The sequence below is a fragment of the Shewanella aestuarii genome (genome assembly GCF_011765625.1).
Classification (GTDB): domain Bacteria; phylum Pseudomonadota; class Gammaproteobacteria; order Enterobacterales; family Shewanellaceae; genus Shewanella; species Shewanella aestuarii_A.
Genome location: NZ_CP050313.1, coordinates 3,323,013 through 3,349,549, shown reverse-complemented (window position 1 = coordinate 3,349,549; position 26,537 = coordinate 3,323,013). Strand labels below are relative to the sequence as shown.

Here is a 26,537-nt window from a genome sequence, read left to right as displayed (position 1 = left end):
GACTAAGCAGGCCAAAACTGACCAAGAGATTTGACTGCTAATTTAGTGTTAACTTGTTCAGCAATAAATTGTAGTAAAAATAACATAATTTTGTGAATCACAGAAAGTGACTTGATGTTCGTCACACTTTGGTGCGGAATTCCTGTTTTAAAATTACAGAATTGCTCATAACTGTGATCTTTGCTGGTATATTAGCATTAACAAAGTTTTAAAATTGATTATCGATTTTATAAGGGTGGTGATGCTTATGGCAGGGGTTACAAACCAAACAATTACCATCAAACGCGGCTTGGATATACCTATTTTAGGTGTGCCAGTTCAGCAAGTGTTTGATGGTGACAAAGTCACTCAGGTTGCATTATTGGGTGAAGAATACGTTGGCTTAAAGCCAACTATGTTAGTTGATGTGGGCGATCATGTTTTAAAAGGACAAGCACTTTTTGAAGACAAGAAAACCCCAGGCGTTAAATTTACTGCACCAGCGAGTGGCGTCATTAAGGCGGTAGAACGTGGTGAAAAGCGGGTTTTACAAGCGGTTATCATCGACTGCGACGAGCAACAACAAGCGATTGAGTTTGCCAAGTATGCAGATTTAAGTGCGCTTACTCGCCAACAGGTAGTTGATAATCTGGTTGATAGCGGCTTATGGACGGCAATGCGTACCCGGCCATTTTCTCGTGTGCCTCAGTTAGATGCAGAACCTGCCGGTATCTTTGTGACTGCCATTGACACGAATCCGCTCGCAGCCGATCCTCGCATTATGATCGCCGAATACCAAAGCGATTTTGAAGCCGGATTACAGGTTTTATCTTATTTGACTCAAGGCAAAGTCTATTTGTGTCAAGATGATCAAGCACCTTTGATTAGCCAAGACGTCGCTGCAAAGTTAAGCCAAGTCTCTATTCATCATTTTAACGGTGTCCACCCTGCTGGGCTTGTTGGAACACATATTCACTTCTTATTACCTGCCAGTATCGAACGTCAAGTGTGGCATTTGAATTACCAAGATGTGATTGCTTACGGCAAGTTGTTTTTAACAGGTGACTTATTTACCCAACGTATTGTGGCGTTTGCAGGGCCAAATGTACTGAACCCACGCTTAATTCGTACTCAACTTGGCGCTAAATTAAGCCCTATTGTTGAAGGGCAGATTAAAGATACTCATTCACGAGTAGTATCTGGCAATGTGTTAAATGGCCATACTGCCGAAGGTGTATATGACTATTTGGGGCGCTTTCACCGTCAAATTTGTGTGTTAACCGAAGATGAAAAGCATGAGCTATTACCTTGGGTTCGCAAAGACAAAGACAAATTTAGTTTAACAGGCATCATGATGTCGGGCTTTAGCAAGACGAAGAAGTTATTTGATTTTACGACTCATGCTGGCGGCTCTGCCCGCGCAATGATGGCGTTTGGTCAATTAGCCCGTGTAATGCCACTAGATATTTTACCTACCTTGCTTATCCGTGACTTAGTGGTGCGAGACACCGATGAGGCACAGCTTCTTGGCGCGCTTGAGTTAGATGAAGAAGATTTAGCACTGTGTACATTTGTGTGTCCTGGAAAGTACGACTTTGGTAAAGAGTTACGCGCTTGCCTAGATATCATCGAGAGGGAAGGTTAATGAGTAAGCCAGATAAGAAACCATCAACTCAGGATAAATACTACGAGCACGGTACGTCCATGCGTAGTTATTTACGCTCGCTGTGGATCGCTCATGGTCGTAGTACCAAAGGCCAAGTGCATGTGCGTGATGCCATCGATGTGAAACGTACCATGCATATTGTGGGTATGTGTTTATTACCTGCGGTATTTTTTGGTATGTACAACATTGGGTTGCAAGCACAACTTGCCATTATTGCAGGTGCAACGCAGCCAGTTAACTGGGAATTAGCTATTTTTAATTTGCTATTCTCAGGTTTGAACGCTGAATCAGGAATATTGAGCCTATTCGCTTATGGTGCAAGTTACTATATTCCGTTTTACTTAACGGCGCTTATAGTCTGCCTGTTTTGGGAAGTGATTTTTGCCAGAATGCGTGGTCATGAACTGCATGAAGGCTTCTTTATTACCGCCTTGTTGTTCTCATTGATTTTACCTGTGTCGACCCCTTTGTGGATTATGGCTATTGGTATTAGCTTCGGGGTGATTGTGGCCAAAGAGATGTTTGGCGGCATGGGATATAACTTTTTAAATCCTGCACTTGCTGGTTATGCCTTTATTTATTTTGCCTATCCAACAGAAGTGGCTGCCATTAGCCAGTTTGTCGCGGCAGACGGTTATTCAGGGGCAACAACCTTAACCTTAGCGGCAAGTAATAAACTGAACTTTGCAGACGTTAGCTGGATTGGCGCATTAAGCGATCCACTTTGGTGGGATGCCTTCTTTGGCTTTACCGTGGGTGCCATTGGTGAAACCAGTGCTTTAGCAATTTTACTTGGTGGCGGCATTTTGTTAATGACCCGCGTTGCAGATTGGCGTGTGGTTGCTGGTGTGATGCTTGGCATGATAGTCACCGCCCTTATCTTTAACTACTTTGGCCCGGCTAAAAATGCCATGGCAACTATGCCGTGGACCTGGCACTTGGTCACTGGTGGTTTTGCAATGGGTATGATGTTTATGGCAACCGACCCGGTTACTGCTTCTTATACCCGCAATGCAAAATATGCTTATGGGGCTTTGATCGGCTTTATGACAGTGCTGATCCGTGTGCTAAACGTTAAGTTACCTGAAGGCATCATGCTTGCTATTTTGTTTGCCAATTTATGGGCACCGTTGTTCGACTACATGGTAGCGCGAGCCAACATCAAGCGGAGACTAAAACGCCATGGCCTTTAAAAAAGATTCAGTGATGGGGACCATGGTTTTCATCATCAGCTTGAGTTTAGTGTGTTCGTTTATGATCACAGGTACCGCTGAGATTTTAAAAGAACGTAAGTTAGTGAAAAAGCGCGATGAAGTGCAGCAGTTTGTATTAAAAGCTGCCGATATTGCTATTGATACTGATTTTCGTGAGGTATTTGCTGCCCGCGTACAACCTAAAATTGTCAACATTGAAAGCGGTGAGTTTGTTGAGCAAGAGAATATTTTAGATTTTGATGAACGCATGGCGGCGATTAATCCCGATACTTCTCGTAAGCCTAAAAAAGACACAGCCAAAATCAAAACCCGTGCTGACATTGTCCGTATTTTTGAGGTGTTTGATGAAAGCGGCAAGCTAACCAGTGTGGTTATGCCTATTTATGGTAAAGGCTTATGGTCAATGATTTATGGCTATTTAGCGGTAGAACCAGACTTGAACACGATCAAAAATATCGTGTTTTATGAGCATGGTGAAACACCTGGTATTGCTGATTTTGTGACGGATCCTGAATGGAACGCTTTATGGCAAGGTAAAAAGCTGTTTGATGAGCAAGGTAAGATTGCCATCAAAGTGGTGAAAGGCGGTGCTAAAGCCGGTGACATACATGGTATTGATGGCGTCAGTGGTGCAACGCGTACTGGTTTAGGTATTCAAAAAGCGGTTGAGTTTTGGTTTGGTGTTGAAGGATATCAAACATTCTTAAATCGATTTGCAGCGGAGGCGAAGTAAATGAGCCAGACGACTTCAACAAAACAGATATTAACCTCGCCCATATTTGCTAATAACCCTGTGGCGATGCAGGTGCTAGGTGTGTGTTCTGCGCTTGCGGTAAGTAACTCAATGCAAACCGCATTAGTCATGACCTTAGCCGTAACCTTTGTTTTGGTTTTTTCCAATCTGATTATTTCCACTATTCGGAACTTTATTCCCAATAGTGTGCGGATTATTGCCCAAATGACGGTTATTGCTTCTTTGGTGATTATCGTTGATATGGTGCTGCAAGATGTGGCTTATGAACTATCAAAACAGTTGTCTGTATTTGTTAGTTTGATCATCACTAACTGTATCATTATGGGCCGTGCTGAAGCATTTGCGATGAAATATCCACCGCATTTAGCTTTTGTCGATGCGGTGGGCAATGCCATGGGTTATGGCGTTATTTTATTAGGTGTGGCATTTGTGCGTGAACTTCTTGGCCGTGGGTCATTATTTGGTCACGAAATTTTTACCACTATCGCCAATGATGGTTGGTATTTACCCAATGAAATGTTCACCTTACCGCCAAGTGCATTCTTCCTTATCGGAGTGATGATTTGGGCTATCAACGTTGTACAGCGTAAGAGAGGATAATCATGGAACATTATTTTAACCTATTTATCCAAGCTGCGTTTATCGACAACATGGCGCTGTCCTTTTTCTTGGGTATGTGTACGTTTTTAGCGGTTTCAAAAAAGGTGTCAACCGCCTTTGGTTTAGGTATCGCGGTCATCGTAGTAATGATGCTGGCTGTGCCTTTAAACCAGCTTATTTACGTTAATGTATTAGCGCCCGGCGCATTAGCTTGGGCGGGAATGGCTGATTTAAATATTAGTTATTTGCAACTGATCACCTTCATTGGGGTTATTGCGGCATTAGTGCAAATTTTGGAAATGTTTTTAGAGCGTTACATACCTACTTTGTATCAAAGCTTAGGGATTTTCTTACCGCTATTAACCGTTAACTGCGCGATTTTTGCTGGCGTGATCTTTATGGCAAACCGTGACTATAACCTAGGCGAATCAGTGGTGTTTGCTGGTGGCAGTGCGGTGGGTTGGGCAATGGCCATTGTGTTATTGGCTGGCTTGCGTGAGCGGATGAAGTTCAATGCTATACCTGAAGGATTGCAAGGTATTGGTATTACCTTCATTACCACGGGTTTAATGGCGTTAGGTTTTATGTCTTTCGCTGGCATTTCGCTGTAAGGCATTGCAATGCAAAGCTTAATTTTATTGCAGCACAATGACAGATTAATGAGAAGGTGCATTTAATGGAAATGGCAATCGGAATTGGCATGTTTACTATCGTAGTATGCTTGCTAGTTATGGTGATTTTAGTCGCCAAAAGTAAATTGGTGAACACAGGTGATGTCACCATTAGTATTAATGACGATCCAGATAAAGCGGTTCGTACTCCAGCCGGTGATAAGTTATTGGGCGCTTTAGCGGGCCACAATATCTTTATTCCATCGGCCTGTGGTGGCGGTGGTACTTGTGGGCAATGCCGCGTGAAGGTGAAGTCGGGTGGTGGTGATATTTTAGCCACAGAACTTGAGCACATTAGCAAAAAAGAAGCGAAAGAAGGCTGTCGTTTAGCTTGTCAGGTTGCGGTAAGAACTGACATGGATTTAGAAGTTGAAGAAGAAATCTTTGGTGTTAAAAAGTGGCAGTGTGAAGTTATTTCTAACAATAACCAAGCCACCTTTATTAAAGAATTATTACTGAAAATTCCTGACGGTGAAGACGTTCGTTTTAAAGCAGGGGGCTATATTCAAATTGAGGCGCCTGCACATGAAGTGCGGTATGCGGATTTTGATATTCCTGATGAGTACCGTGATGACTGGGATAAATACGACTTATTCAAGTTAGTCTCAAAAGTGGATGAAGACGTATTACGTGCTTATTCTATGGCGAACTATCCTGATGAGAAAGGCCGTATTATGCTTAATGTGCGTATTGCTACGCCGCCAGCTGAAGGTTTGCCACCGGGTAAAATGTCATCGTATATCTTTAATTTAAAAGCTGGTGACAAGGTGACGATTTCAGGACCGTTTGGTGAGTTCTTTGTTAAAGAGACGGATGCTGAAATGGTATTTGTGGGTGGTGGAGCTGGTATGGCGCCAATGCGTTCGCACATTTTTAATCAGCTAAAAAGCGTGAAAACCAAACGTAAAATGAGCTTCTGGTACGGTGCGCGCTCAGTGCGTGAGATCTTCTATAAAGAGGATTTTGATACCTTAGCGGCTGAAAATGAAAACTTTGAATGGCATGTCGCATTATCTGATCCTTTGCCGGAAGATAACTGGACTGGCTACACAGGTTTTATTCATAACGTGTTATTTGAAAACTATCTGAAAAATCACAAGTCGCCTGAAGATTGTGAGTTTTATATGTGTGGCCCACCAATCATGAACTCTTCAGTGATTGGTATGCTAGAAAGCTTAGGGGTTGAGTCAGAGAATATCTTATTAGATGACTTTGGTGACTAGTCTGTAAGTACTACAGCTAAATAAAACGGGGAGAGCAGATGTTTTCCCCGTTTTTTTGCGTACAGTACATTGTTAGGTAGCGTTATCCGCCTAAGCGTTTTGAAAAATCTAAGTAGCGCATCACTTCCGCTTCTGAAAAACTCAATTCGTCCCCATTTTGTTCGCTCGTTAACAGGTTTTCTCTGGCATAACGTTTAATGGTTGTTGGGCTTTTGTCTAAAATTTTACAAACTTCATCTAAAGTTAATAATTTATCCATCATTATTGCCTCCACGGTCTTGTTGTGGTTGAGTTTGCCGGATACTCAAATAAAGGAATGCAACATTCCAATACTGAGTTGAATATGAACCAATAAACATTATCCAACTAATTTTAAGCAAGAAGCAGTCGCTTAGGTTATGGAGCGACTTTCTCCTCGTTTGCCTTGCTGCGTCTTTAAGCATCACCAACGTTATTCAATAACGGGTTGGTTCACTTCTGAAGTAAGCACAAGTTGATGCGTTATTGTTAGGTGCATACCTATTTAGCACAGTGAACCATTGCTTATGGTTGACTATTTTGTGGCAACCATTTCCCTTGGTAATAACGTTCAATGATCCCATCATCTGACCAGCGCAATAAGTATAGCCATTGGTTATCAATTAAAGCACGAACATTGTCATGTTTAGCGGTAATTTGCTCGATTGGTTCTCTAGGTGCGGCTATGTAAACACTTAATCGCAGTGGTTGGTGCATCCATTTTTGGCCATCATGTAATGACTGTAGCGATAACCCATTGCGTAAATCTCCGCCATTACCTTCAAATACCCCAATATGGCCCGCCACAGCATTGTGGAGTAATTTATTGCCACATCCATATTTATGATTGTCTGTCGTCGATGCATTGTATTGCATGTTAATCCAGTTGGTGACCACCATGGGGGCGGTCATAATTAATTCCAACACTGAAAATCCACTATCATTTTGCCATTGATAATCATGCAAAAAGCAGCGGCCTTGTAGATTAACATTGCGCGTCCGACTTCTCGGGCTAACAATAAAGGCTGCATTATTGGCAAGCCCCCATTCTGGGCGTACTTGTGACCAATCTAGGCTGAGTTTACGATAGAATTTGTCCAATGAAGCTTTATTGCTACTGGCCATTTGTGGAGCAATATTCACAATGCGTTCGCGCTGTGCTTGTGTTGTTGCCGCTTTTAGCCATGCCGTAATCTCGTCATTCAGCTGAGGCTCAAAATAATCAATATGATCTGTGGTGGTGTTATGTAAGGCTGCTACAAAATGGGTGTCTGGCGTAATATTAATGCCTAAATGGGTTAACTCGGCACGAACATCTTTATCATTAAGCAATTGGGCTAACACTCGCACATTAACTTCACCGGTTTGTCCACCACATGCACCACAATCTAACCCTGCGGCGTGAAGATTATTGGTGGTATGACTTCCATGACCTATCAGTAGCACTGTTGGTGCAAATTGGGTTAATCCCATTGCGTTTAAAATGCCCTGAGCTAGCTCAGCTTTATCCTTGATGGTTAAAGGTTGCTGCTGTTTTTCTAGCTGCCAATTGTTTGCATGGGTAAAGCGATTAATAGGGTGCTCTACTTTGGTTGCAAAAAATGACTTTTTTAACATTTTAAACGCATAGAGCCAGCCCATTGACTCAACCATCGAAAACGCTGATGGTGCAGCTTGTGTCCATGCTTGCCAACGTGCTTTAGCATTCATTTGATGATGGCTCTGTGGCGTTTTAGTCACTTGTGACACCTTGATTACCGGCTTTAGCAAGCCCGGTAATTGTGGCCGAGACAAACCGTGATTGTGAGGTTGATACTCAATTGGTAATCCAAAAAAACCAGCAAAGCCTAGGGTTTGAATATGCTCACTTTGTGCTTCTAGTGCCCGTCTAATCACTTCTGAACGAACATCAATACAAAAGGCCGCTTGTAATTTGGGGGAGGTAACAATTTGCTTGTGGGCATTTAACAATTGGCTGTTCAATTGATGTTGATAGCTGAGTTCGGCGGCTTGTGCCCAAATCCACAGTGGTTTTTGTGCCTGTTCATGTCGTTTAAACACACTGGCAAGTTGATTTTTTTCACGTATCCAGTGGTTTGATAATTGAGCAAAGTTATGTTTTTGCTCGTCTTTTAGGTAACGCCAAATAACCAGTTCCCATGCCATTCTAATCGCCAATAGCTGTAACATTTGGTCATTAGCTTTGGCGTACAAATGACCTTGCCAGCGTAAATATGCAACCCAAGATGCCCAACCATTGATATCAAGTAATAACGCGTGGCCGTAGTGTTCTATCATTGCGCCGTCGATACTGAGTTCATCAAGTGCTTGTGCTAGTAAGGCTTCTGCCTCATTAGGTAACTGATAAAAATAATCATGTAACTTGGGTTCATCCATAATAATGCTCAAGCCTTTGTCATGGCGGCTAACCTCAAGCCAGTGTTGATATAAGCAAGCGTGTGGGGTATTTTTTGCCCCAGAGTAAATAGGATTTGATTGCTGATAATGGGCTGCACAAAATTGACTGATTTGCTGAATAATTTCATCACACCATGCCATCTTATGTTCATCTCGCTGGGCATCGAGTAGGTCGGCAATATTATGCCAATGACTTAGCTCATCGGTTTGCTGTAAACATGCTTCTAATTGGTTTATCGACAGTTCACTTCGCTGATCCTTGGCGGCTAATTGCAACGCCGTTTGGCTAATGTGGCCTTGGCGGTATAAATCGGCATAATACTGGCGAGGCATAAAGCAGTGAATGTTATTCAACGAAGATAGCCGATTAAAAACCTGTTCGATTGGCAGATGACGCATTTGCCAAAATGGGTTAACTGCAATCATTTGATCAAGTGGCCAAGTGGGCGCAATATGATGTGTTGCATTCTGCAAATGTGTTTTTTGCTCTAGATTGAGTAGCACTGGTGGGGCAATCGCCATGCTATTTGTAACCAGATTTGCTGCGAGATTCATGTTACTTATTCCTCTACTTGGCTGATGGGTGTTAGGCGGAGCACTTTACTATTGCGCTGGGGAGGCAACCGAATAGGCCACAGTTTTAACGTTAATCGAGTTAACCATTCGTCTAAATATAATCCAGCAAATAAGGCAATATACAAACGCTGCACTATGGGTTTATGTGGTTGATAAAGCAGAATTAAGTTTATTGTGAATAAGCTAAAAAATAACACCGTTGCTGCAATATCCACCAAGCTAAATGGTGCGGCTTTTAGTGCTGGTAGCTGGGGCAGTAACATGCTAAATATCCCTTTAAATAGGCTGTAACTCACCACTAAACTGATAGTGAGTAGCAATACTGGCATAACGCGACTGCAAGGTTGTTGGCTAAGACGCTGAGCAACGAGCATGGTTAGTGCGAGTATCAAGAGTATCCAAACACTTAATACCCCTTGATAATCCATTACCCATAACGCCATGCTCACCAAGGTAGTGCAAAAGCCAGCTGCTAGCAGCCAATCGGTAAACTTAGGCAACGCAGCCGGAGCTAAGCGGGCGTGTATATCCTCAAAAACCGCATTGCCTGAGTGTAAAAACGCATAGGCTTTATAAACTGAGTGGGCTAATAAATGAAGCAAGGCTAGCTCAAATAAACCGAGTGCGCATTCAAGTAGCATCAAGCCCATCTGGGCACTAGTTGACCAAGCGAGGCGAACTTTGACACTAATTCGCGTGGTCATGATCAATGCGGCCATGACGGTAGTAAAACCTGCAACTAGGATGACAAACCATTGGGCTACGGCAGACTGAATAAATAACGGTGCAAATAAAATCAGTAAAAAACCGCCTAAATTAATGACCCCTGCGTGAAGCAAGGCGCTAACGGGTGTTGGGGCTTCAACCACTTGAATTAACCAGCCATGAATAGGTAATTGGGCACATTTTATTAGAGCTGTTAAAGCGATCAGCATGGCGGCAATATGATCAAGTGTGGTTAACTGAGCGGTTTCATCATTTGCTACAAGGGTAAAGTGATGGACGATCTCACTGATAAAAAAAGTACCCTGTTGTAAATAAAGCAAACCAATGGCAGCTAACAATGACAATTCAGCGGTACGAGCCAGTAAGAATTTTTTATGTGCGGCAAGTACTGCCCGCGGCCTATGTGGATAAAACATTAATAGTTTATGTAAGGCTAAACTAATTGATACCCACCCCAGCCAGAATAAAATCAAGTGATTACTCATCACCACGAATGATACAGCGGCAAGGGTGTTAAACAGCCAAAACCAATAGCGCTGATGGTGAGGCTCACCGGCCATATAATTGCCAGAAAATGCAATTAAAATAACACTCATAAATATAACTAAAGCCAGCATTACCATGCTGAGATTGGACTGGCTGATGTAATGAGCAGCAGTATCAAGGCTCGGTGACGCGAACTTGCAAAGCATCGCACCGATAAACAACAGCACAATCAAGTAGCTCAAGTTGAGTCGCCAAGCGCCAGAGCCCGTTTGCTGGGCTGTACTGCATGCACTCATGAATAGAAAGATGATTGGAATCGTCAGTAACAAAATTGATGATAATTCTGGATACATATCTCGCCCCTTTTTTTAGTTTCACGAGTATGTCAGAGCTATTTAATTAATAAAAATATATATAAACTATAATATCGTTCTATTTTAGTTAACTAACAATGAGCCGACTCAATTATCATCATCTTTATTATTTTTGGCGCATAGCGGTTGTAGGCAATTTAACCCAAGTAGCTAAAGACCTGCACATTTCACAATCAGCATTGTCAGCTCAGTTGAAACAATTTGAGCACAATATGAATGTAGAATTATTTGAGCGTAAAGGACGTCGACTAAATCTGACCGTGCATGGCAATCGGGTATTAGCTTATGCGGATGACATTTTTAGCAAAGGTGAAGAGTTAGAATCATTCTTACGAAATGGTTGTATCAATGAAAAGCAGCATTTATCCATAGGCGTATTAACCACCTTGTCTCGTAATTTTATTGAAAGTTTTATCAGTCCATTATTGGCTAATCCTCAAGTGAGCTTTACTTTAACCGCCCAAGGAATTAGTCACTTACTTAACGGTTTGGCTAACCATGAATTTGATTTAGTGTTAACCAACCAAGCTGTTAATTCTGTCCAAAGCGATCCGTTATGGCAATCTCAGCAAGTGTCTCGTCAACCTTTGGCTATTATTGGTCCTAAGGAGAAAATGATTAACCAAGTTTTCCCCCACGGCTATCAAAACCTTCGCTGGGTTTTACCCAGTAAAAATACTGAAATCAGAGCCGCTTTTGATGAGTTATGTGCCACTTATCAATACCAGGCCGATGTACAAGCGGAAGCTGATGATATGGCAATGCTACGATTATTAGCCAGAGACAGTGGTGCTCTTGCTGTGTTACCCGCTGTGGTTGTTAAAGATGAAATAGAGCAAGGTGTGCTTGAGGTTTATCAGCATTTACCAGATGTTTATGAGTATTTTTATGCGATTACCGCGCAGCGAAAGTTTGTACCGCAAGTGTTAATTGATCTATTGGAACAACACATTGAGTTGGCTGATTGACGCAGTTTCAGGCCTATGGTTTTAGGCCGTATCACCATTAAGCGCTTTGTTATCTTAAGGTCATTGTTTCGATATTGAAATTGAAAGTTTAATTAGATAATTGAAAATTCTTGAGGTAGACAGAGTTCAATATAGCGACTACTCTTTTATGGGGCAAAAAAAATTACTACTTATAATTCAGATGATTATATTCAGGTGATTGTGTTCAGAGGGTAATACTGTTTCTTCATTTTCGTGATAATGAATACCAGAGAGGTTAATAATGCATTACCGCTTTTTCGCCTCACTTATCGTTCAAGTTATCGTTTTAGCTGGCATGTATTTTATATTGGGGATTGCTGGGTTAGAACTTGCAGTGCCGCCTGGTTATGCCACCGCTATATTTCCTGCTGCAGGCCTTGCTGTGGCAGCCATTATATATGGTGGGATCAGATTACTTCCTGGGGTTTGGTTAGGCTCATTCGCAATCAATCTTTGGGTAACAGGAAGTCTTGATGCATTGACTATGCAGCATGTTTGGATTGCATTGTTAATTGCCATAGGTTCAAGCATTCAAGCGTTAATAGCTTCCCATCTTGTTACCTTTTCACAAATAAAATGGCAGGAGTTAACAACACTTTCTGACATCGCATTATTTTTAATCTTAACCTCTCCGCTAGCCTGCTTGGTCTCATCTACTTGGGGCAATTTTACGCTATATGTATTTGGTATTATAAGTAGTGATCAGCTAGCATCAAACTGGTTAAATTGGTGGGTTGGTGATGCCACTGGCGTCCTGCTTTTTGCTCCTATAACACTGCTGTTGCTCTTGCGGGATCAGACGTTTGGAAAATACCGATTAAAAACCGTAGCAATCCCTACACTGATCACGCTCACCATTGCTGTTATAGTATTTTTCCACGTCTCTCGCAATGAGCACCAGCAAATTAGTAGCCAACTACAAAATCGGGGAACGCTGCTTAACCATCACATTAGTACAAAGCTAGAAGGAGTTGTTGCAACCGTCACATCCGTTGCGAACTTGATGCGGGTTGCTCCTGATATTAGTTTTGATAAATTTCAAGAATTTACTCAAAATTTTTACGCGATACACCCTGATTTACATGGGTTAAGCTGGAACCCATATGTTGTTGATGCAGACAGAGAAGGTTTTGAGGCGAACCTTACCAGGCGCCTTAGCCAGCCAAGTTTTGACATTACCCAAAGGAATGCGCAAAGTAAAATAGTGAGGGCCGAACAACGTGCTTATTATGTGCCGGTTAGCTACATTACCCCATTTGAAATAAATAAGGGGGCATTAGGTTTCGACATTGCTTCTGAGCCTATTCGACTTGATGCGATTAAAAGATCATTAAAAACGAGACGTCTTGCAACTACATCTCCCATTAATCTTGTTCAAGAAACAGAATCAAGCGCTGCAACATTACTGATATCACCTATCTATAGAAATACCAATTCCATTGAGCTTGCTAATGATTCATCTGACGAGATCTTAGGTTTTGCAGTGGCTGTGGTGCGTATTGAAAATATGATGCAACATTTATTTTCCGAAGGGCTAATGGAAGGTATTGATGTATTACTTGAAGATAAACATGTCTCGAATAACCAAGCAACGCTTTTTAAAACAAATCAAATTGCGGCATTTTCTGCAAATAGATACTTATGGCAAGCCGATATTGAAGTGGGCGGCCGAACGTGGCAATTAACCATCATTCCAAGCGCTCATTATTTCGACTCTCATTTAAGCTTGATGGCATGGGAAATATTACTCATTGGCTTAGTTTTTACGGGTTTATTACAAATATTATTGCTTAGCCTTACAGGGCAACATTATCTTGCTAAAACGGCATTGGAACAAAGTGAGTCTAGCTTGCGGTCAATTTTAGATAATGCCCCGTTCTTAATATGGCAAAAAGACATCCATGGACGCTACTTAAACATCAATAAAAAGTATGCCGATATACTTAAGTTGACAGACATAAGCCAGATTAAGGGAAAGACCGATTTTGATATTTGGCCAAAAGAGATAGCCGAAGGCTACCTAGTTGATGATGCAGAGGTGTTATCATCTCAAACAACAAAACATATTGAAGAAGAGCCAATAATAGATGGCCAGCAAATTCGATATACAGAAACATTTAAAAGTCCGCTATTAGATCCGTTGGGCAAGTTGATTGGCACAATTGGTTTTTCCCATGACATAAGTGAAAAGAAGCAAGCCCGTGAAGCACTAAAAGCAAAAGATGCTAGCTTTCAAGCAATGATAGAAACCATTCCTATGGCTATTTATGTGTCTGCTGACGAGGAGCAAGTGGCAAGCTATATCAACCCAACTTTTACAAAACTGTTTGGTTACACCATCAATGAAGTATCAAGTGCTGCAGATTGGTGGCCTTTAGCCTATCCTGATGAAGCTTATCGCGAGCAAGTTAGTGCAGAGTGGCAACTCAAGGTGAAGAAGGCAATTGAAACTCATTCAGAAATAGAGCCTATGGAGACGATTGTCACTTGCCAAGATGGATCGAGGAAAAACATTTTATGGGGATTTACAACCCTTGACGATTTGAACTACGCCTTTGGTCTTAATCTGACTGAGCTTAGAGAAGCTGAAAGTATACTGTTTGAAAGTGAAGCAAAATTAAAATCTCTCATTCTCAACATGAACGAAGGGCTAGCTTTGCATGAGTTGATTTATGACGACAATAACCAGCCAATAGACTATCGCATACTTGAGGTAACCCCTGCTTTTGAAGCACTGACAGGCATAAAATCAAACCTTGCAAAAGGCGGCTTAGCTACTGAAATATATGGAGTTAATTCAGCCCCTTACATAGATGATTATGCTCGGGTAGTCAAAACGGGTAAACCTTATCATTTTGACGTTTACTTTGAACCTCTAGATCGGCATTTTAATATTTCGGTTTTCTCACCTATGGAAAACCAATTTGCCACAGTATTTACGGATATTACCGAGCGTGAAAAAATTCATCAGCAGTTAGAAGACAGTGAGTCACGTTTTAGGGAGTTATTTGAGCATACTCCAATAGCATATCAATCATTAAATTCAGAAGGTGAGTTTATTGATGTTAATCAACAGCTCTGTGATATGTTGGGGTATACGCAAGAAGATATTTTACATACAAAATTTCACCAACTTTGGATGGATGACAAAAGATCTGAATGCGCAACGAGATTTAATCAATTTAAAAATGATGGTTATATAAGCACTGAATTAACCCTAAAAAAGAAAGATGGTCAGCTCATCACGGTATTATTAAATGGTCGCGTGCAAAAAGATGCAAAAGGCGATTTTGTGAAAACCCATTGTGTTCTCGCCGATATCACTGAACATCAAAAAATTGCCCAAGAAATGCGTATCGCAGCCATTGCATTTGAGTCCCAAGAGGGCATGTTTGTGACAGATGCAAATGGTAATATTCTTAGGGCTAATCAGGCTTTTACAGAGGTAACAGGCTACAGCATTGATGAGATGATTGGTAAAAACCCGCGTTTGTTAAGCTCAAACGTTCATGACGCTCGGTTCTATTCTATGATGTGGCAAACAATACATAACAAAGGGGCGTGGAAAGGTGAAATTTGGAACAAACGCAAAAATGGTCAAATTTATCCTGAGCAACTGACGATTACGGCTGTAAAAGATGATCTTCAACAAATTACCCATTATGTAGCAACTTTAACCGATATTACGGCCAACAAAGCCGCCGAAAAAGAAATCCACTCATTGGCTTTTTATGATCCATTGACCAAATTGCCTAATCGGCGCTTGTTTATGGATCGCCTAAGTCAAGCATTAGCATCAAGTGCACGAACAAAATCTAAAGGTGCTTTGCTTTTTCTCGATATCGATCATTTTAAAACCCTTAACGATACCCTTGGCCATGAACAAGGTGATCAATTATTAAAGCAAATTGCTAACCGCTTACAAGATATGGTGAGAGAGCATGATACTGTTGCCCGCTTTGGAGGGGATGAGTTTATTGTTTTACTTGAAAATTTAAGTAATGAGCAAGACGTTGCCATTGTCGATGCAAAAAGTGTGGCAAGCAAAATTTTATCTAGCCTCAATCAAACCTATCAACTTTCAGATCATGAATACCATACCAGTACAAGCATAGGTGTTATCATTTTTAATGACCATGATGTGTCACCGGAAACATTAATTAGGCATGCTGATATTGCTATGTATCAGGCCAAACATAATGGCCGCAATGCAATATGTATTTTTGATCCTCAAATGCAAGCCGATATTAATACTCGTTCAACACTTGAGCGTGAACTGCGTCTTGCCGTCAATGAGCAACAATTCCAATTGTATTATCAGGTGCAAGTGGATAATGCTAACCAGCCATTAGGGGCAGAAGTGTTGATCCGTTGGTTTCACCCTGATCGAGGCTTGATTTCTCCGATGGAATTTATTCCTATTGCTGAAGAAACGGGTCTTATTTTAGCGATTGGTGAATGGGTGCTTAACTCTGCTTGCGCCCAATTAAAATTATGGCAACAACAAGAATGCATGAGTCATTTAGTTTTGTCTGTTAATGTGAGCGCGAGACAATTCCATCAAGCCGACTTTGTGCAAAAAGTGACATCGGCTATTGAGCATTATGCTATCAATCCACAATTACTGAAGCTTGAGCTCACTGAAAGTATGTTGCTACAAAATATTGATGCCACAATTGCGACTATGCTGTCCCTAAAAAAACTTGGCGTGCAATTTTCATTAGATGACTTTGGTACTGGGTACTCATCACTTCAATATTTAAAGCGGCTTCCACTTGATCAGCTTAAAATAGATCAATCATTTGTGAGAGATGTGGTGATTGATGAGAATGATCGCACTATCGTCCGGACAATTATCGCCATGGCAGATAATTTGGCCCTAGAGATCATTGCTGAAGGCGTAGAAACTGAAGAGCAGCGTGATATCTTGCTAATGGAAGGTTGTGCTCACTATCAAGGTTACTTATTTAGCAAACCCCTCCCTATTGATGAGTTTGAAACTTGGTTCAAAAGTCATATAGATTCGCACGCTGATTCTGATGTTTGAATTAGTCGAATGGGCTAAACAGCCAATATATTTTAACTTTGTTCGAGATCAATAAAGTGTTCGTTAAGTGGTTCTCGTTAACTGACTTCTTGAGTTAACAAATGAATTTGCGTGTTATCAAAAATGCTAACGGCAGCGGTTGCCGATGAAGCGCTATCAAACATCACTTGCGCAACCGCTGTGGCTTTGATTGGTTGATACTTTTTTAATGGACCAATGAACGTCGCTGCTGTGATGCCAAATAACCACTGGGCTATATCTTCAAGCGGACGGTGCTCATCCCGATGTCCTAGCAATAAACTTGGCTGGAATATTTGCAAGTGAGGTAGTGCTAATTGCTGCAAAGCTTGTTCGGTTTCGCCCTTTACCCGGCTGTAAAATAATGATGATTCAGCATTGGCATTAGATGCACTAATCATCTGGAATACCAACTTAGAATGGCGTTGATTTTTTAGTAATTGGGCAAAGGCAATAACAGCGACTTTATCGACATCAATAAATGCTTGTTGGCTACCGGCTTTTTGAATGGTGGTGCCTAAACAACAAAAACCATGGTCGATCGTGTCAGTTAATGTGATCTCATGAATTTCATCAAGTTGGCATTGAATAAAGTGCAGCTTTTCTTCGCCATAGTGATGCGCAGCAAGTTGTGGTTGTGAACGCCCAATGACAATGACTTTATGATAGCGGTCACTGTCTAATAACATCTCTAGCAATGCCTTTCCGACTAACCCTGTCGCCCCAACAATAGCTGCAATCATGACAATATCCCAACGATAAATAAGTTTAAGTTATAGCCAATGTAGCGAGCTATACGCAGAGTTTCAATGTGTTATCTCGCTTTGTATATAAATAAATTGGTTTATGATGGTGGCTAGCAAAGCAATGATGCCTGATGATTATTTCTTGCATAAAAAAGTCAGTAAATGCGGTAGGTTTTCGACAATAATGTCGGCTAAATGTTGATAGCTTTTGGGTTTGCCATGATTAATAAAACACGCAAGCATGCCAGCGTTTTTAGCCGCTTGTATATCGTATAGGTAATCACCAACGTAGACGATGTGTTTCGGTGGAATGTTCCATTGCTTTGCAATGGCAAGTAAGGCATCGGGGGCAGGTTTAGCGGGGTAACATTCGCGGGTTAACACTAATGCTATATCAATATTATTTTGCTGCAGTTTTTGCTCAGTAGCGGCTTTACTGTTGCGAGTAACAATAGCGCTTGGCAAGTTAATTTTATCAATATGACTCAGTAGCTCATCAAGGCCTGTGAGTGATTTTGCATATTGAGCATCTCGATTTTCATGTTCAAAAACAATGCTGTTAGCTTGTTTCTTTTGTTGTTCACAATCAAGATCGTCAATAAATGTCAGTAGGTCTACATCATGGGGGCAGCCAATTTGGTCGCGAATTAAGGTAAAGTCTAGGCTGGATTCGACTAAGGTCCCGTCTAAGTCAAAAATAATGCCTTGAATGTTTGATAGCGCCAATTTGCCATTTCCTTATGTTTATTCATTCAGGGTGATTGATTGCAGTAAGATAGTGAAATCACCTTGCTGCTTATTGGCAATTAATATTCCGATACGATCGACTTGATTAATATTAAGCTTAGGGGCATTGTAAACATCTCGTCCTCGAAAACCTACCCTAAAATCGTTGATGGTAAAATCATGCTGAGTTTCTATCCCCGCTTGCGTGTCAAACTCTGCGATGTAGGCTTCGCCATAATTTAACCATGGGGTTTTTAAGCGCAGTTGATAGCGATTGCCGTCTCCTGTAACGATTAAGGTTATGCTTGATAATGGTGGAGTATTATTCAGTTTTTGTGTGAGAAGATATTCAATTGAAGCAAAGCCGCCATTGTTGGCCAATGACACTTCGCCTTGATAAATAACCCCTTTGTCTGTCACTGTTTGCCTGCTTTGCGAAAGGCCTCCCATGACACCATCATTACTTATCTTCCATTCATTAAAATGTTCAGTTTGATTAAATTGTAATTGCATGGTATTTCCCTGTAATGAATAAAACAACAACACTGATATTAAAAGAACCTTGCGCCTGATCTGCATACTTTCAACCTCAATAAGTCATTTAAGTATTACAAAAAAAACGACTTATCATCAGGGGAGTGATAAGCCGTTAAAGGTTTTGCAGGTGATGAGATGATGTCCGTTAGAACAATATCAACTTACATTACGGTGAAGTCATCAAGTAGGATCACATTAAATGGTGCGCCTCCTCCAACATTATCCACTGCGGCTACGCCGTACACGCCGGCAGCCTCTAAAGTCACTTCTAGTGGGCCGATTGCAACATCTTTAGTATTCGCAACCGTTACACTAATGGTGTAGGTTCCCGGCGCAACGCTTAGGCTGCCTGATGATGCTTTAAACGGCACATCTTCAAGAGCTGGTGTTGCCTCACTAATATCAGCGGTTGCTGTAAGATAAATATCTACCTCGGGTGCAGAGTAAGCTGCGTGAGTAACTGTTAGTTTAGCTTCGGTTGCGACTCTACGTGTTTTTTCTGTCAGTACTAGAGGCTCAATCATACCATCTGATAATGACCCGATAGCCAGTGCGCTGTAACTCATGCCAAGCATTAATTCGACAGGGGCTTTGTCTATTACCACTACTGAATTGTCAGCATCAGCTGCCACAGTAACGGTATGCTGGCCTTCAGCTACATTGACGTAACCTGCTATTTTTCCAAATTCAAGCATATCAATTGCTGGCGTTGTAGCCTCATCTAAAAACACATCAACAGCTGGTGCGTCCGCTACCGCATGAACGACTCGAATATCAGCACCGCTATTAATATCATTTAGAATGACTTGCCCTTCAGGTAAGGCGACATGTAATGCAACTGGCGAGTCTCCAGACCAAGTATTTGGAATTGCGCTGATAAAATAGTCCATCATGTCGCCCAGTGCGACTGTGCCCGAGTCAAAAACGACTTCTTTAGAGTTTGAGCCTGTGATACGGATTTGATAGTCGCCTACAGGTACCTCAAGCTGAGTGCTGTTGTCCATATAGTTGGCTGATAGAGTTGGTGCAATAGCACTAATATCATCGCCAGGGGCGGTGACATAGACATCAACCAAACCTACAGATGGCGTGGCGTGCAGCACTTGTACCCTTGCGTATCCAGCGGCGATCTCAGCGGTTGGGTTTGCAATCAATTTAAGCATTAAGCTTTCATCGGCAACCGTGCCCAGCGCAACCGCAGTGTATTCTGTGTTGGCTTCGGTTGCTAAATTAGCTTCCAGTACTGTTAACGTGGTGCCGTCTGCTAGTAATGCATCAACATCAATATCATAGGTGGCTGATGTGACTTCGAGTAAACCACTGGACATGGCGTAATCAACATCGCTTAATAATGCTGCTCCGTTGGCCATAACATTAACCATTGGGGCATCACTACCCGCATGGATGACTCTAACATGTGAATATTCAACTTCTGGCGTGTCTGGTGTGACAACTTTATCATCGTCATCATCAGAACAAGCGGTTAGACCAACTAGCGAGATACATAATGCAAATGGATAAATCCGTTTCATTTTAGTGATTCCTCATAGAGTGATTTGACGGATTTCTATACGCTGATAAATTTTATGTGGTTCAAATTTACCTAAAAAATGTTGCTAAATTGTTTGCTTACGGCTTACTGTATTGATTTTTAAGGATTAAACTTGTTATGGCAAGGCTGGCGCTGTCATTGTTATCTGTTGCTATTAAGCCTATGATTAACGCCAATGCAAAAATGATGTTTGAGAAGCCTTTGTCTGCACCTGTTAATCAAAACAACAATAAATCTTTAAGCATTGCTCGTCATGTTGATGCCGGTGACGTTCAAAAAAATGTTTTAGTCGCGTTAAATTACAGTGTTATGAGCATTAATCTGTTTAATTTTATTGAGCCACCCAATGCGTATTATGATTTTGAAAATATTTACACTGATCAGCAATGGCAAAAAAAATGCCATTGGCTGAAACAGTTTATTGCTAAACATCAACCGGATATTATTGGCTTTCAAGAGGTGTTTAGCCCTGATGCGCTAGCGGAGTTAGTTAATGAATTAGGTTATGTGCATTTTGCGGTGTTAGATAAACCTGAAGTACAAAATGACTATGTTTATCGTCATCCTGTGGTCGCATTAGCGAGTCGTTATCCCATAGTTGACATGGCGAATGTGGCGGTCGATAAGGCCGCAACGACTGTGCTGGGGTTAGCCGATTTTAACTTTAGTCGTATGCCGTTAAGGGCAACGGTTGAGTTGCCGCAGTTTGGCCGCTGCGATTGTTATGTCATTCATTTGAAATCGAAGCGCAGCGGATTAGATAAAATTGATTTTGCTGATTCTGGTGCGACCGGCGCCGCCGATTTTGTTGTCAGGCAAGTTTTAGGCCGTTGGGCATCCAGTATTCAGCGGGGTAATGAAGCGACCCTACTTTGTCAGCAAATGTTGTTAAGGCGTCACAGCAAAGGCTATCCGTTTATATTAATGGGTGATTTTAATGATCATTTACGCAGTGATTTATTTGCGGCATTTAATCAACACTTACGAGTTTATCGCAGTGATATAGACGATGGGCACTTAAAAGGCTTGAGTGAAAGCCAGTTAATGGCAGAGCTTAATCAATTTTTGATTTATGACAGCTATGAATTATACAAAACCGCCAGTAAAAATAATGTCACTTTAGCCTTTGATGAGTTTGAGTCGGTTTCATACAACAATGCGCCAACTGAGTCTCCAAGACCTGCCACACACTATTACGGCAGTACTGGGTCGGTATTAGATTATATTTTAGTGTCCAGTGAGTTTGATCCTAAGCAGCTCAAAAATTTAGCCCATATTGATGAGTACCAAACTTTTGATAGGCATCTTGTGCGTCCTGATTACGACCGAGACAGTGACAGCACAGACCATGCCCCTGTTATGATGCGATTTAGTTTACGATAAAAAATACCCAGCAACTCGCTGGGTATTTTGTTTTTATATCGATAGATTAGTGCGTGATTTTAAATTTGATATTCACACAGCGCTGTTCATACTGACGGGTTTCAAGTAATGCTCGCCGGGTCAGTTTAGATAAGCCAGTTTGGCTATTTAAGACGTTATCTAGCAACTCGATATTGTCTTGCGAGCAAGCTTGTGGAATCAACGCTTGGGTGTAGCTGCGCATAAACACTGGACCTTGTTTATCTAATTCAATCAGATCCGTTAAACGTTCTTCAGCCGTCGCAGCACTTAATAACTTTTGCTCTGCGGGATACAGGTTAAACATCGCTACCCGTTTTTTTGAAAATGGCATGCTGTGATTGTGCTCAATATCATGTAACCACTGTCTTTTTAGCACGGCTTGCGGCCTGATCACTTGTGCTGCAATTGCCGCTTTTTGACCTGAATCTGAGCTATCTTTGGCTTTTTCTGCCATTAATAACTGGTAAGCATTGCCATAATCAAAGCGATTTAATTGCTTTAACAACGCCCAGCGTAAATCTTGATCCAATGTCAGGCCGCGAATGTGGCTTTTACCTAGTAGTAACTGTTGAATATGTGACAGTGAATCTGCTTGGGTAGAAAAATGAATGTAGGCTGCAAACCAGCGACGTTGAAAATCACTATTTTGATGGTGCTCCATGACCATGCGCAGACTCATTTGGCTTATGGCTCGCGTGACTTTGGTGGCGTAGTCTTGATGCATTGGTGCCATTAAATCGAGCATCTTTTGGGCGCGATATAAATTGTCAATCACTTGACCTAAAATCGTATAGTCGTGTTCGTTTGGGGCATTAATTAACACAACATTGATGAAATCATTTAATGGTGCTTGACCGTCAATAACACTGTCCCACAAGCTTTGCCATAACATTGAACGAAGCAGTGGGTCATGCACCAAGCTAAGGGATTGTTTAGCCGTTTTTAATGAGCGCTCATCCAAATCGACTTTAACAAAGCCCCAATCATCTAAATTTGGGTAAACTAAATCAGGACATTGCTCGCCTACTAGTTGCTTTACGTCAGTCAGTTTGCCTTGATAAGTTACTGCAACTTTACGGTGTTTTGATAATTCAGAGCGATATTTGTAAAACAATCCAATTTGAACTTTTTGCTGTCTAAGTGTTGGAAACTCATCATTAACGGCGGTTTGTTCAAGAGTAAATTCACTGATAGTGTCATTTTCACAAATATAATTGGCTTTAATACGGTTAACACCCGCTTGATATAGCCATTGCTGCGTCCATTGGCTTAAATCTCGGTTACTGGCCTTAGCTAAACTCTCGATAAAATCATCAAGTTCTGCATTTTGATAGCTGAAATCTTTCAGATATTGGCTAACACCTTGACGAAAGGTTTCTGCCCCTAATAAGTGGCGTAATTGTTTGAGGGCCGATGCTCCTTTTTGATAGGTGATGGCATCGATATTATCAAATGCATTTTGGGTTGTGGCGACGGGGACTTCAATTGGGTGAGTGGTTACTAGGCTGTCTAACTGGAAGGCGCGTTGTTTTCCTGAAGCGTAAAAGGTGCGCCAAGCATGACTAAACTCAGTGGCTTCGCTGGTGGCTAGTGTACCCATAAATGCGGCAAAGCTCTCATTTAGCCATAAGCCATTCCACCATTTCATGGTGACTAAATTACCAAACCATTGATGGGCCATTTCGTGCATGATCACGCCAGCTAAACGCTCTTTTTGTGAGGCGTTCATTTTGGCATTAAATAAAAATCTGTCTTCGGAAAAGGTAATGGCGGCGGCGTTTTCCATGGCGCCATATAAAAAGTCGGGTACTAATATTTGGTCATACTTTTTAAACGGATAAGGGATGCCAAAATAATCATTAAAAAACCTTAAGCCTTGTTTTGTATAGGTAAACCAATCTTCGGCAGTCACTTGCTCGATAACAGATTGGCGGGCAAATAAGCGCATTGGGTATGTGGTGCTGTTGTCTTGCCATACGTGGTAAGGCCCTGCATGCATTGAAAAATTATAAGGGCTTAATTTGGGCGAGGCTGGAAATTGCCATAGATTTGTTTCACCTTGGTCGGTCACACTGGTTTCACGCATGGCACTGATCACTTGCCAATCTTTTGGTGCATTTACAGTGAGTTGAAAAGTCGCTTTTAAATCCGGTTGGTCGAATACTGCAAACATTTGCTGCGCAGCTGCAGGTTCAAAGTGAGAGTACAAGTATACTTTGCCGTCAACGGGGTCAACAAAACGGTGTAGCCCTTCTCCATTGGTACTGTGTTGGCGAGTAAACTCGACTTCAATACTGTTTTGACCGCTATTAAGTAAACTGGGGTTGATGATGATGTAACTGCCGTTGTAGTTAGGATAAATCCGTTTACCGTTAATCAACATGGATTGAATATTGGCTTGGTTCAAATCTAAGCTGAGGTTTTTGCTTTTGCCTTGGTAATTGAAATTAACCACGGATTTCGCTTTAAACTCGCTTTGTTCGCTTAAAAAGAAGGTGAGTTGATAATCTACATCGCTGATCACTCGCGAACGCTCACTGGCTTGTTGCTGGCTAATAAAAGGTGAGTTATCGCGTAAGGACAGATTGGGCGCAGTGGCTGCGCACCCGAACAACATAATGGCTAAAAGACTAATACAACTTAATTTAATGATTTTAGAGTGTTGCAGTTTCACTTAAGTTTTCCCTAACGTAGGTTGATTGTGGTTGATTCAAGCTACTTTTATTATTGGTTTTTATTAAAAAGCCGACACGAGTGCCGGCTTTAAGGTGTGTACTGTTGGCCTACATGCCTAAGAAAGACTTAGATTTGGTTTTGCGGATTTCTTTTTCGTCTGACCACTCAATCAAACCGGTTTCTAAATCCATTAAGCGCATTGTCATTTTATAATAAACATCTTTAGTGCTGCCATCTTGCTTAACAATGCTCGACAGATTGCCGTATAGCATGTACTGAGCACCAATTTGACGACCAAATTTAATCGCAGTAGTAGGGTCAACCATACCGGCATTGTTTTGGTAGTCTAACTGTTTGCGAACCGAATCGACTCTTGTCATATCAATGAATCTAAATTTGCCTGAACGAAGCAATTTATTGCTGATGGTGTCTGTGACTGATTCTGTGTCAATGTGTTCCGAAGTCTTGTTTTTGATGCTATCAACAAAAATAATAGGGCGGTCATTTTGAGTCATTACAATGACGGGAGGAAAGGTTAGCATGCTATCAACCATTTTTGCGGCAATCGCTTGCAGATCGGTTGAGCCAAAGTTTTCATTGACGGTTTCAACTTCAGTTGCATCGCCATATTCTACTTTAGATTGACAGGCTGCTAGGCCTATTACTGCGGCTAATACAAAAATCAGTTTCATTGGTTTCATAATCAATTCCATAATGTGATAGTGCAATTAAAGGATTATTGAATAAAAACGGGTACGATTACCAGTATCAATCATCCAAATTAATGTTGTTCTATTGGGTTTTACTTCAATTTGTGTATTACTGTTTGGGTTTAAGCTTAATTGATAATTGCCCGGTTCGACATAACGACGACCGATTTGGGCTTGTCTGGGTAAGGTTAACCAACTACGGCGATCAGCTTGTTCAGTGATGACATTAAATATTTGCATGGCGATTGCGCCAGCATCCATTTCATTACGGCGGCGTTTGCTGTCACTGCTAACACTGCTGGCTAACTCGGCCTTGGCATAAACCCGTAACGCTTGACGCACCAGCGCTGCGGGTAAATCTTCTTTTAACGCATTAATGGCTAATGCATCTATATTGGCAATAGGGGCGGTATTTAATACGCTGCCTAAACCTTGAATTTGCGCCGCAGGCAGTAAATTATTTACCGGCGAATAGGTGGCAAGCGAAACTGTTTGCCAGTTGCCGTCTATGGTAAAAGGGACGGTTAAGCTTTGTTTTTCTGGCACAAAGCTGCGTTCAAGCATGATAACCACTTGACCTTGATTCGCTTTTGGCAATTTAGCCTCACCCCAGCGTTTTTTAAAATCACTGTACTGCGGCATTGCTAATTGTTTCGCAAGGCGAACTAAATCTTGTTGCAGATAGGGATTATTGGGCGTGATTTGGGCGGCTTTTCGATAATCAATAAAGGCATCATTAGGTTCACCGAGTAATTCATGTAATAAGCCTGTGGTGTAATAACTGTATGCATTTAAAAACGAGCTGGTGGTAGTGCCTGCCGATTTGCCCAGTTTATTCATTTCAGCGTCAATGGTGCCATTGGCCATGGCTTGAACGGACTTTTGTGATGCTTGATAACGGGCTTGTTCACTGCTTTGAAGTTCATTACTGCGCCTTACTTCCACTAATGCGCCTTGAGCATCACCACTAAATAAATAATTTAATGCCTGATATTGATGTAGCATTATGCGCTCATAGCCGGGGCCGCGATACGGAATTGCATTATCATTTAATAATAAGCTGCTGGCTTTGGCGCCCATATCAGACATGCTAATTTTGGCTTTGTCATCAAAAAGTTGATAAGCAGCAATGGCTTGTTGATAGTAGGTTTTACTTTGATCAAAGTTGCCATTAATTTGGGCTATGCGGCCTGCTTCTTGGGCATAGAGTAAGCCATCATTTGAGTCAATCGCATTGACTAATGGCTCAATGTTGACCATTGAAATAGGGCCATTAAGTTGTTGTTTATAAGGGGCTATTTGCGAAGGGTAACTGATAAATAGACTGTTAAGTGAGCAGCCAGAAAGTGTCACACTCAATAGTAGACTGCTTAATAAGTAGCGCGATGTTCGCAAGGCTTTGACTTTCATGTCAATCTTAGTGCTCC

At 41.5% G+C, this 26,537-nt stretch carries 19 protein-coding genes; 9 read left to right on the top strand and 10 right to left on the bottom strand.

Features of this window, described 5'->3' with window-relative positions; translation table 11 throughout:
- Nucleotides 1–247: 247 nt before the first annotated feature.
- The 6 genes from HBH39_RS14685 to nqrF all read left to right on the top strand — a co-directional run bounded on the left by HBH39_RS14685 (nucleotide 248) and on the right by nqrF (nucleotide 6,107).
- Nucleotides 248–1,624 (top strand): Na(+)-translocating NADH-quinone reductase subunit A, encoded by a 1,377-nt coding sequence (locus HBH39_RS14685; protein WP_167679432.1) that lies wholly within the window; start codon nucleotides 248–250, stop codon nucleotides 1,622–1,624.
- Nucleotides 1,624–2,838, top strand: coding sequence for an NADH:ubiquinone reductase (Na(+)-transporting) subunit B (locus tag HBH39_RS14680; protein WP_167679431.1), 1,215 nt, complete (start codon nucleotides 1,624–1,626; stop codon nucleotides 2,836–2,838). The genes HBH39_RS14685 and HBH39_RS14680 overlap by 1 nt, the downstream gene beginning before the upstream one ends.
- Complete coding sequence (locus tag HBH39_RS14675) at nucleotides 2,828–3,592, top strand: Na(+)-translocating NADH-quinone reductase subunit C (RefSeq protein WP_167679430.1); 765 nt, start codon at nucleotides 2,828–2,830, stop codon at nucleotides 3,590–3,592. Before HBH39_RS14680 ends, HBH39_RS14675 begins: the two co-directional genes overlap by 11 nt.
- Nucleotides 3,593–4,213: an NADH:ubiquinone reductase (Na(+)-transporting) subunit D gene (locus HBH39_RS14670; protein ID WP_167679429.1), complete on the top strand. Its 621-nt coding sequence runs from the start codon at nucleotides 3,593–3,595 to the stop codon at nucleotides 4,211–4,213. It begins immediately after the preceding gene.
- Between the two features lie 2 nt (nucleotides 4,214–4,215).
- Nucleotides 4,216–4,824: an NADH:ubiquinone reductase (Na(+)-transporting) subunit E gene (gene nqrE, locus HBH39_RS14665; protein WP_167679428.1), complete on the top strand. Its 609-nt coding sequence runs from the start codon at nucleotides 4,216–4,218 to the stop codon at nucleotides 4,822–4,824.
- A 65-nt stretch (nucleotides 4,825–4,889) separates the two neighbouring features.
- The gene (gene nqrF, locus HBH39_RS14660) at nucleotides 4,890–6,107 is read left to right on the top strand and encodes an NADH:ubiquinone reductase (Na(+)-transporting) subunit F (RefSeq protein ID WP_167679427.1); all 1,218 of its coding nucleotides are present in this window, start codon (nucleotides 4,890–4,892) and stop codon (nucleotides 6,105–6,107) included.
- 82 nt (nucleotides 6,108–6,189) lie between these two features.
- On the opposite strand, the gene HBH39_RS14655 is transcribed toward nqrF, so the two are convergent.
- From HBH39_RS14655 to HBH39_RS14645, 3 genes are all read right to left on the bottom strand, one after another.
- Nucleotides 6,190–6,369 carry a helix-turn-helix domain-containing protein gene (locus tag HBH39_RS14655; RefSeq protein ID WP_167679426.1) on the bottom strand — a complete coding sequence of 60 codons (180 nt, stop codon included), beginning with the start codon at nucleotides 6,367–6,369 and terminating at the stop codon, nucleotides 6,190–6,192.
- Nucleotides 6,370–6,650: 281 nt separating this feature from the next.
- Nucleotides 6,651–9,098, bottom strand: coding sequence for a YbcC family protein (locus HBH39_RS14650; protein ID WP_244325668.1), 2,448 nt, complete (start codon nucleotides 9,096–9,098; stop codon nucleotides 6,651–6,653).
- A 5-nt stretch (nucleotides 9,099–9,103) separates the two neighbouring features.
- A complete protein-coding gene (locus tag HBH39_RS14645; RefSeq protein ID WP_167679425.1) occupies nucleotides 9,104–10,684 on the bottom strand; it encodes an NADH-quinone oxidoreductase subunit L in 1,581 nt (526 codons plus the stop codon).
- Between the two features lie 98 nt (nucleotides 10,685–10,782).
- Between HBH39_RS14645 and HBH39_RS14640 the strand changes: the two genes are divergently transcribed.
- Both HBH39_RS14640 and HBH39_RS14635 read left to right on the top strand, forming a co-directional pair.
- Nucleotides 10,783–11,673: a LysR family transcriptional regulator gene (locus tag HBH39_RS14640; RefSeq protein ID WP_167679424.1), complete on the top strand. Its 891-nt coding sequence runs from the start codon at nucleotides 10,783–10,785 to the stop codon at nucleotides 11,671–11,673.
- A 262-nt stretch (nucleotides 11,674–11,935) separates the two neighbouring features.
- On the top strand, nucleotides 11,936–16,741 hold the full coding sequence (locus tag HBH39_RS14635; protein WP_167679423.1) for an EAL domain-containing protein: 4,806 nt from the start codon (nucleotides 11,936–11,938) through the stop codon (nucleotides 16,739–16,741).
- Between the two features lie 77 nt (nucleotides 16,742–16,818).
- Here HBH39_RS14635 and HBH39_RS14630 read toward each other — a convergent pair whose 3' ends face one another.
- The 4 genes from HBH39_RS14630 to HBH39_RS14615 form a co-directional block, all read right to left on the bottom strand.
- Entirely contained in the window at nucleotides 16,819–17,502 is a 684-nt protein-coding gene (locus HBH39_RS14630; protein ID WP_167679422.1) for an NAD-dependent epimerase/dehydratase family protein, read from the bottom strand.
- Between the two features lie 138 nt (nucleotides 17,503–17,640).
- Entirely contained in the window at nucleotides 17,641–18,231 is a 591-nt protein-coding gene (locus HBH39_RS14625) for an HAD family hydrolase (protein WP_167679421.1), read from the bottom strand.
- Nucleotides 18,232–18,249: 18 nt separating this feature from the next.
- Entirely contained in the window at nucleotides 18,250–18,744 is a 495-nt protein-coding gene (locus HBH39_RS14620; protein ID WP_167679420.1) for a CIA30 family protein, read from the bottom strand.
- A gap of 185 nt (nucleotides 18,745–18,929) precedes the next feature.
- Entirely contained in the window at nucleotides 18,930–20,300 is a 1,371-nt protein-coding gene (locus HBH39_RS14615) for a DUF4397 domain-containing protein (RefSeq protein ID WP_167679419.1), read from the bottom strand.
- Between the two features lie 137 nt (nucleotides 20,301–20,437).
- Here HBH39_RS14615 and HBH39_RS14610 point away from each other — a divergent pair, with 137 nt between their 5' ends.
- Nucleotides 20,438–21,703: an endonuclease/exonuclease/phosphatase family protein gene (locus tag HBH39_RS14610; protein WP_244325667.1), complete on the top strand. Its 1,266-nt coding sequence runs from the start codon at nucleotides 20,438–20,440 to the stop codon at nucleotides 21,701–21,703.
- 46 nt (nucleotides 21,704–21,749) lie between these two features.
- Here HBH39_RS14610 and pepN read toward each other — a convergent pair whose 3' ends face one another.
- The 3 genes from pepN to HBH39_RS14595 form a co-directional block, all read right to left on the bottom strand.
- Entirely contained in the window at nucleotides 21,750–24,341 is a 2,592-nt protein-coding gene (gene pepN / locus HBH39_RS14605) for an aminopeptidase N (RefSeq protein ID WP_167680099.1), read from the bottom strand.
- A gap of 166 nt (nucleotides 24,342–24,507) precedes the next feature.
- Nucleotides 24,508–25,101: a penicillin-binding protein activator LpoB gene (lpoB, locus tag HBH39_RS14600; RefSeq protein WP_208764167.1), complete on the bottom strand. Its 594-nt coding sequence runs from the start codon at nucleotides 25,099–25,101 to the stop codon at nucleotides 24,508–24,510.
- Between the two features lie 27 nt (nucleotides 25,102–25,128).
- Entirely contained in the window at nucleotides 25,129–26,520 is a 1,392-nt protein-coding gene (locus tag HBH39_RS14595) for a COG3014 family protein (protein ID WP_167679417.1), read from the bottom strand.
- Nucleotides 26,521–26,537: the final 17 nt, after the last annotated feature.

Coding starts and splice junctions, on each gene's coding strand:
- HBH39_RS14685 (WP_167679432.1), top strand. CDS start 248: ATGGCAGGGGTTACAAACCAAACAATTACCATCAAACGCGGCTTGGAT.
- HBH39_RS14680 (WP_167679431.1), top strand. CDS start 1,624: ATGAGTAAGCCAGATAAGAAACCATCAACTCAGGATAAATACTACGAG.
- HBH39_RS14675 (WP_167679430.1), top strand. CDS start 2,828: ATGGCCTTTAAAAAAGATTCAGTGATGGGGACCATGGTTTTCATCATC.
- HBH39_RS14670 (WP_167679429.1), top strand. CDS start 3,593: ATGAGCCAGACGACTTCAACAAAACAGATATTAACCTCGCCCATATTT.
- nqrE (WP_167679428.1), top strand. CDS start 4,216: ATGGAACATTATTTTAACCTATTTATCCAAGCTGCGTTTATCGACAAC.
- nqrF (WP_167679427.1), top strand. CDS start 4,890: ATGGAAATGGCAATCGGAATTGGCATGTTTACTATCGTAGTATGCTTG.
- HBH39_RS14655 (WP_167679426.1), bottom strand. CDS start 6,369: ATGATGGATAAATTATTAACTTTAGATGAAGTTTGTAAAATTTTAGAC.
- HBH39_RS14650 (WP_244325668.1), bottom strand. CDS start 9,098: ATGAATCTCGCAGCAAATCTGGTTACAAATAGCATGGCGATTGCCCCA.
- HBH39_RS14645 (WP_167679425.1), bottom strand. CDS start 10,684: ATGTATCCAGAATTATCATCAATTTTGTTACTGACGATTCCAATCATC.
- HBH39_RS14640 (WP_167679424.1), top strand. CDS start 10,783: ATGAGCCGACTCAATTATCATCATCTTTATTATTTTTGGCGCATAGCG.
- HBH39_RS14635 (WP_167679423.1), top strand. CDS start 11,936: ATGCATTACCGCTTTTTCGCCTCACTTATCGTTCAAGTTATCGTTTTA.
- HBH39_RS14630 (WP_167679422.1), bottom strand. CDS start 17,502: ATGATTGCAGCTATTGTTGGGGCGACAGGGTTAGTCGGAAAGGCATTG.
- HBH39_RS14620 (WP_167679420.1), bottom strand. CDS start 18,744: ATGCAATTACAATTTAATCAAACTGAACATTTTAATGAATGGAAGATA.
- HBH39_RS14615 (WP_167679419.1), bottom strand. CDS start 20,300: ATGAAACGGATTTATCCATTTGCATTATGTATCTCGCTAGTTGGTCTA.
- HBH39_RS14610 (WP_244325667.1), top strand. CDS start 20,438: ATGGCAAGGCTGGCGCTGTCATTGTTATCTGTTGCTATTAAGCCTATG.
- pepN (WP_167680099.1), bottom strand. CDS start 24,341: ATGTTGTTCGGGTGCGCAGCCACTGCGCCCAATCTGTCCTTACGCGAT.
- lpoB (WP_208764167.1), bottom strand. CDS start 25,101: ATGAAACCAATGAAACTGATTTTTGTATTAGCCGCAGTAATAGGCCTA.
- HBH39_RS14595 (WP_167679417.1), bottom strand. CDS start 26,520: ATGAAAGTCAAAGCCTTGCGAACATCGCGCTACTTATTAAGCAGTCTA.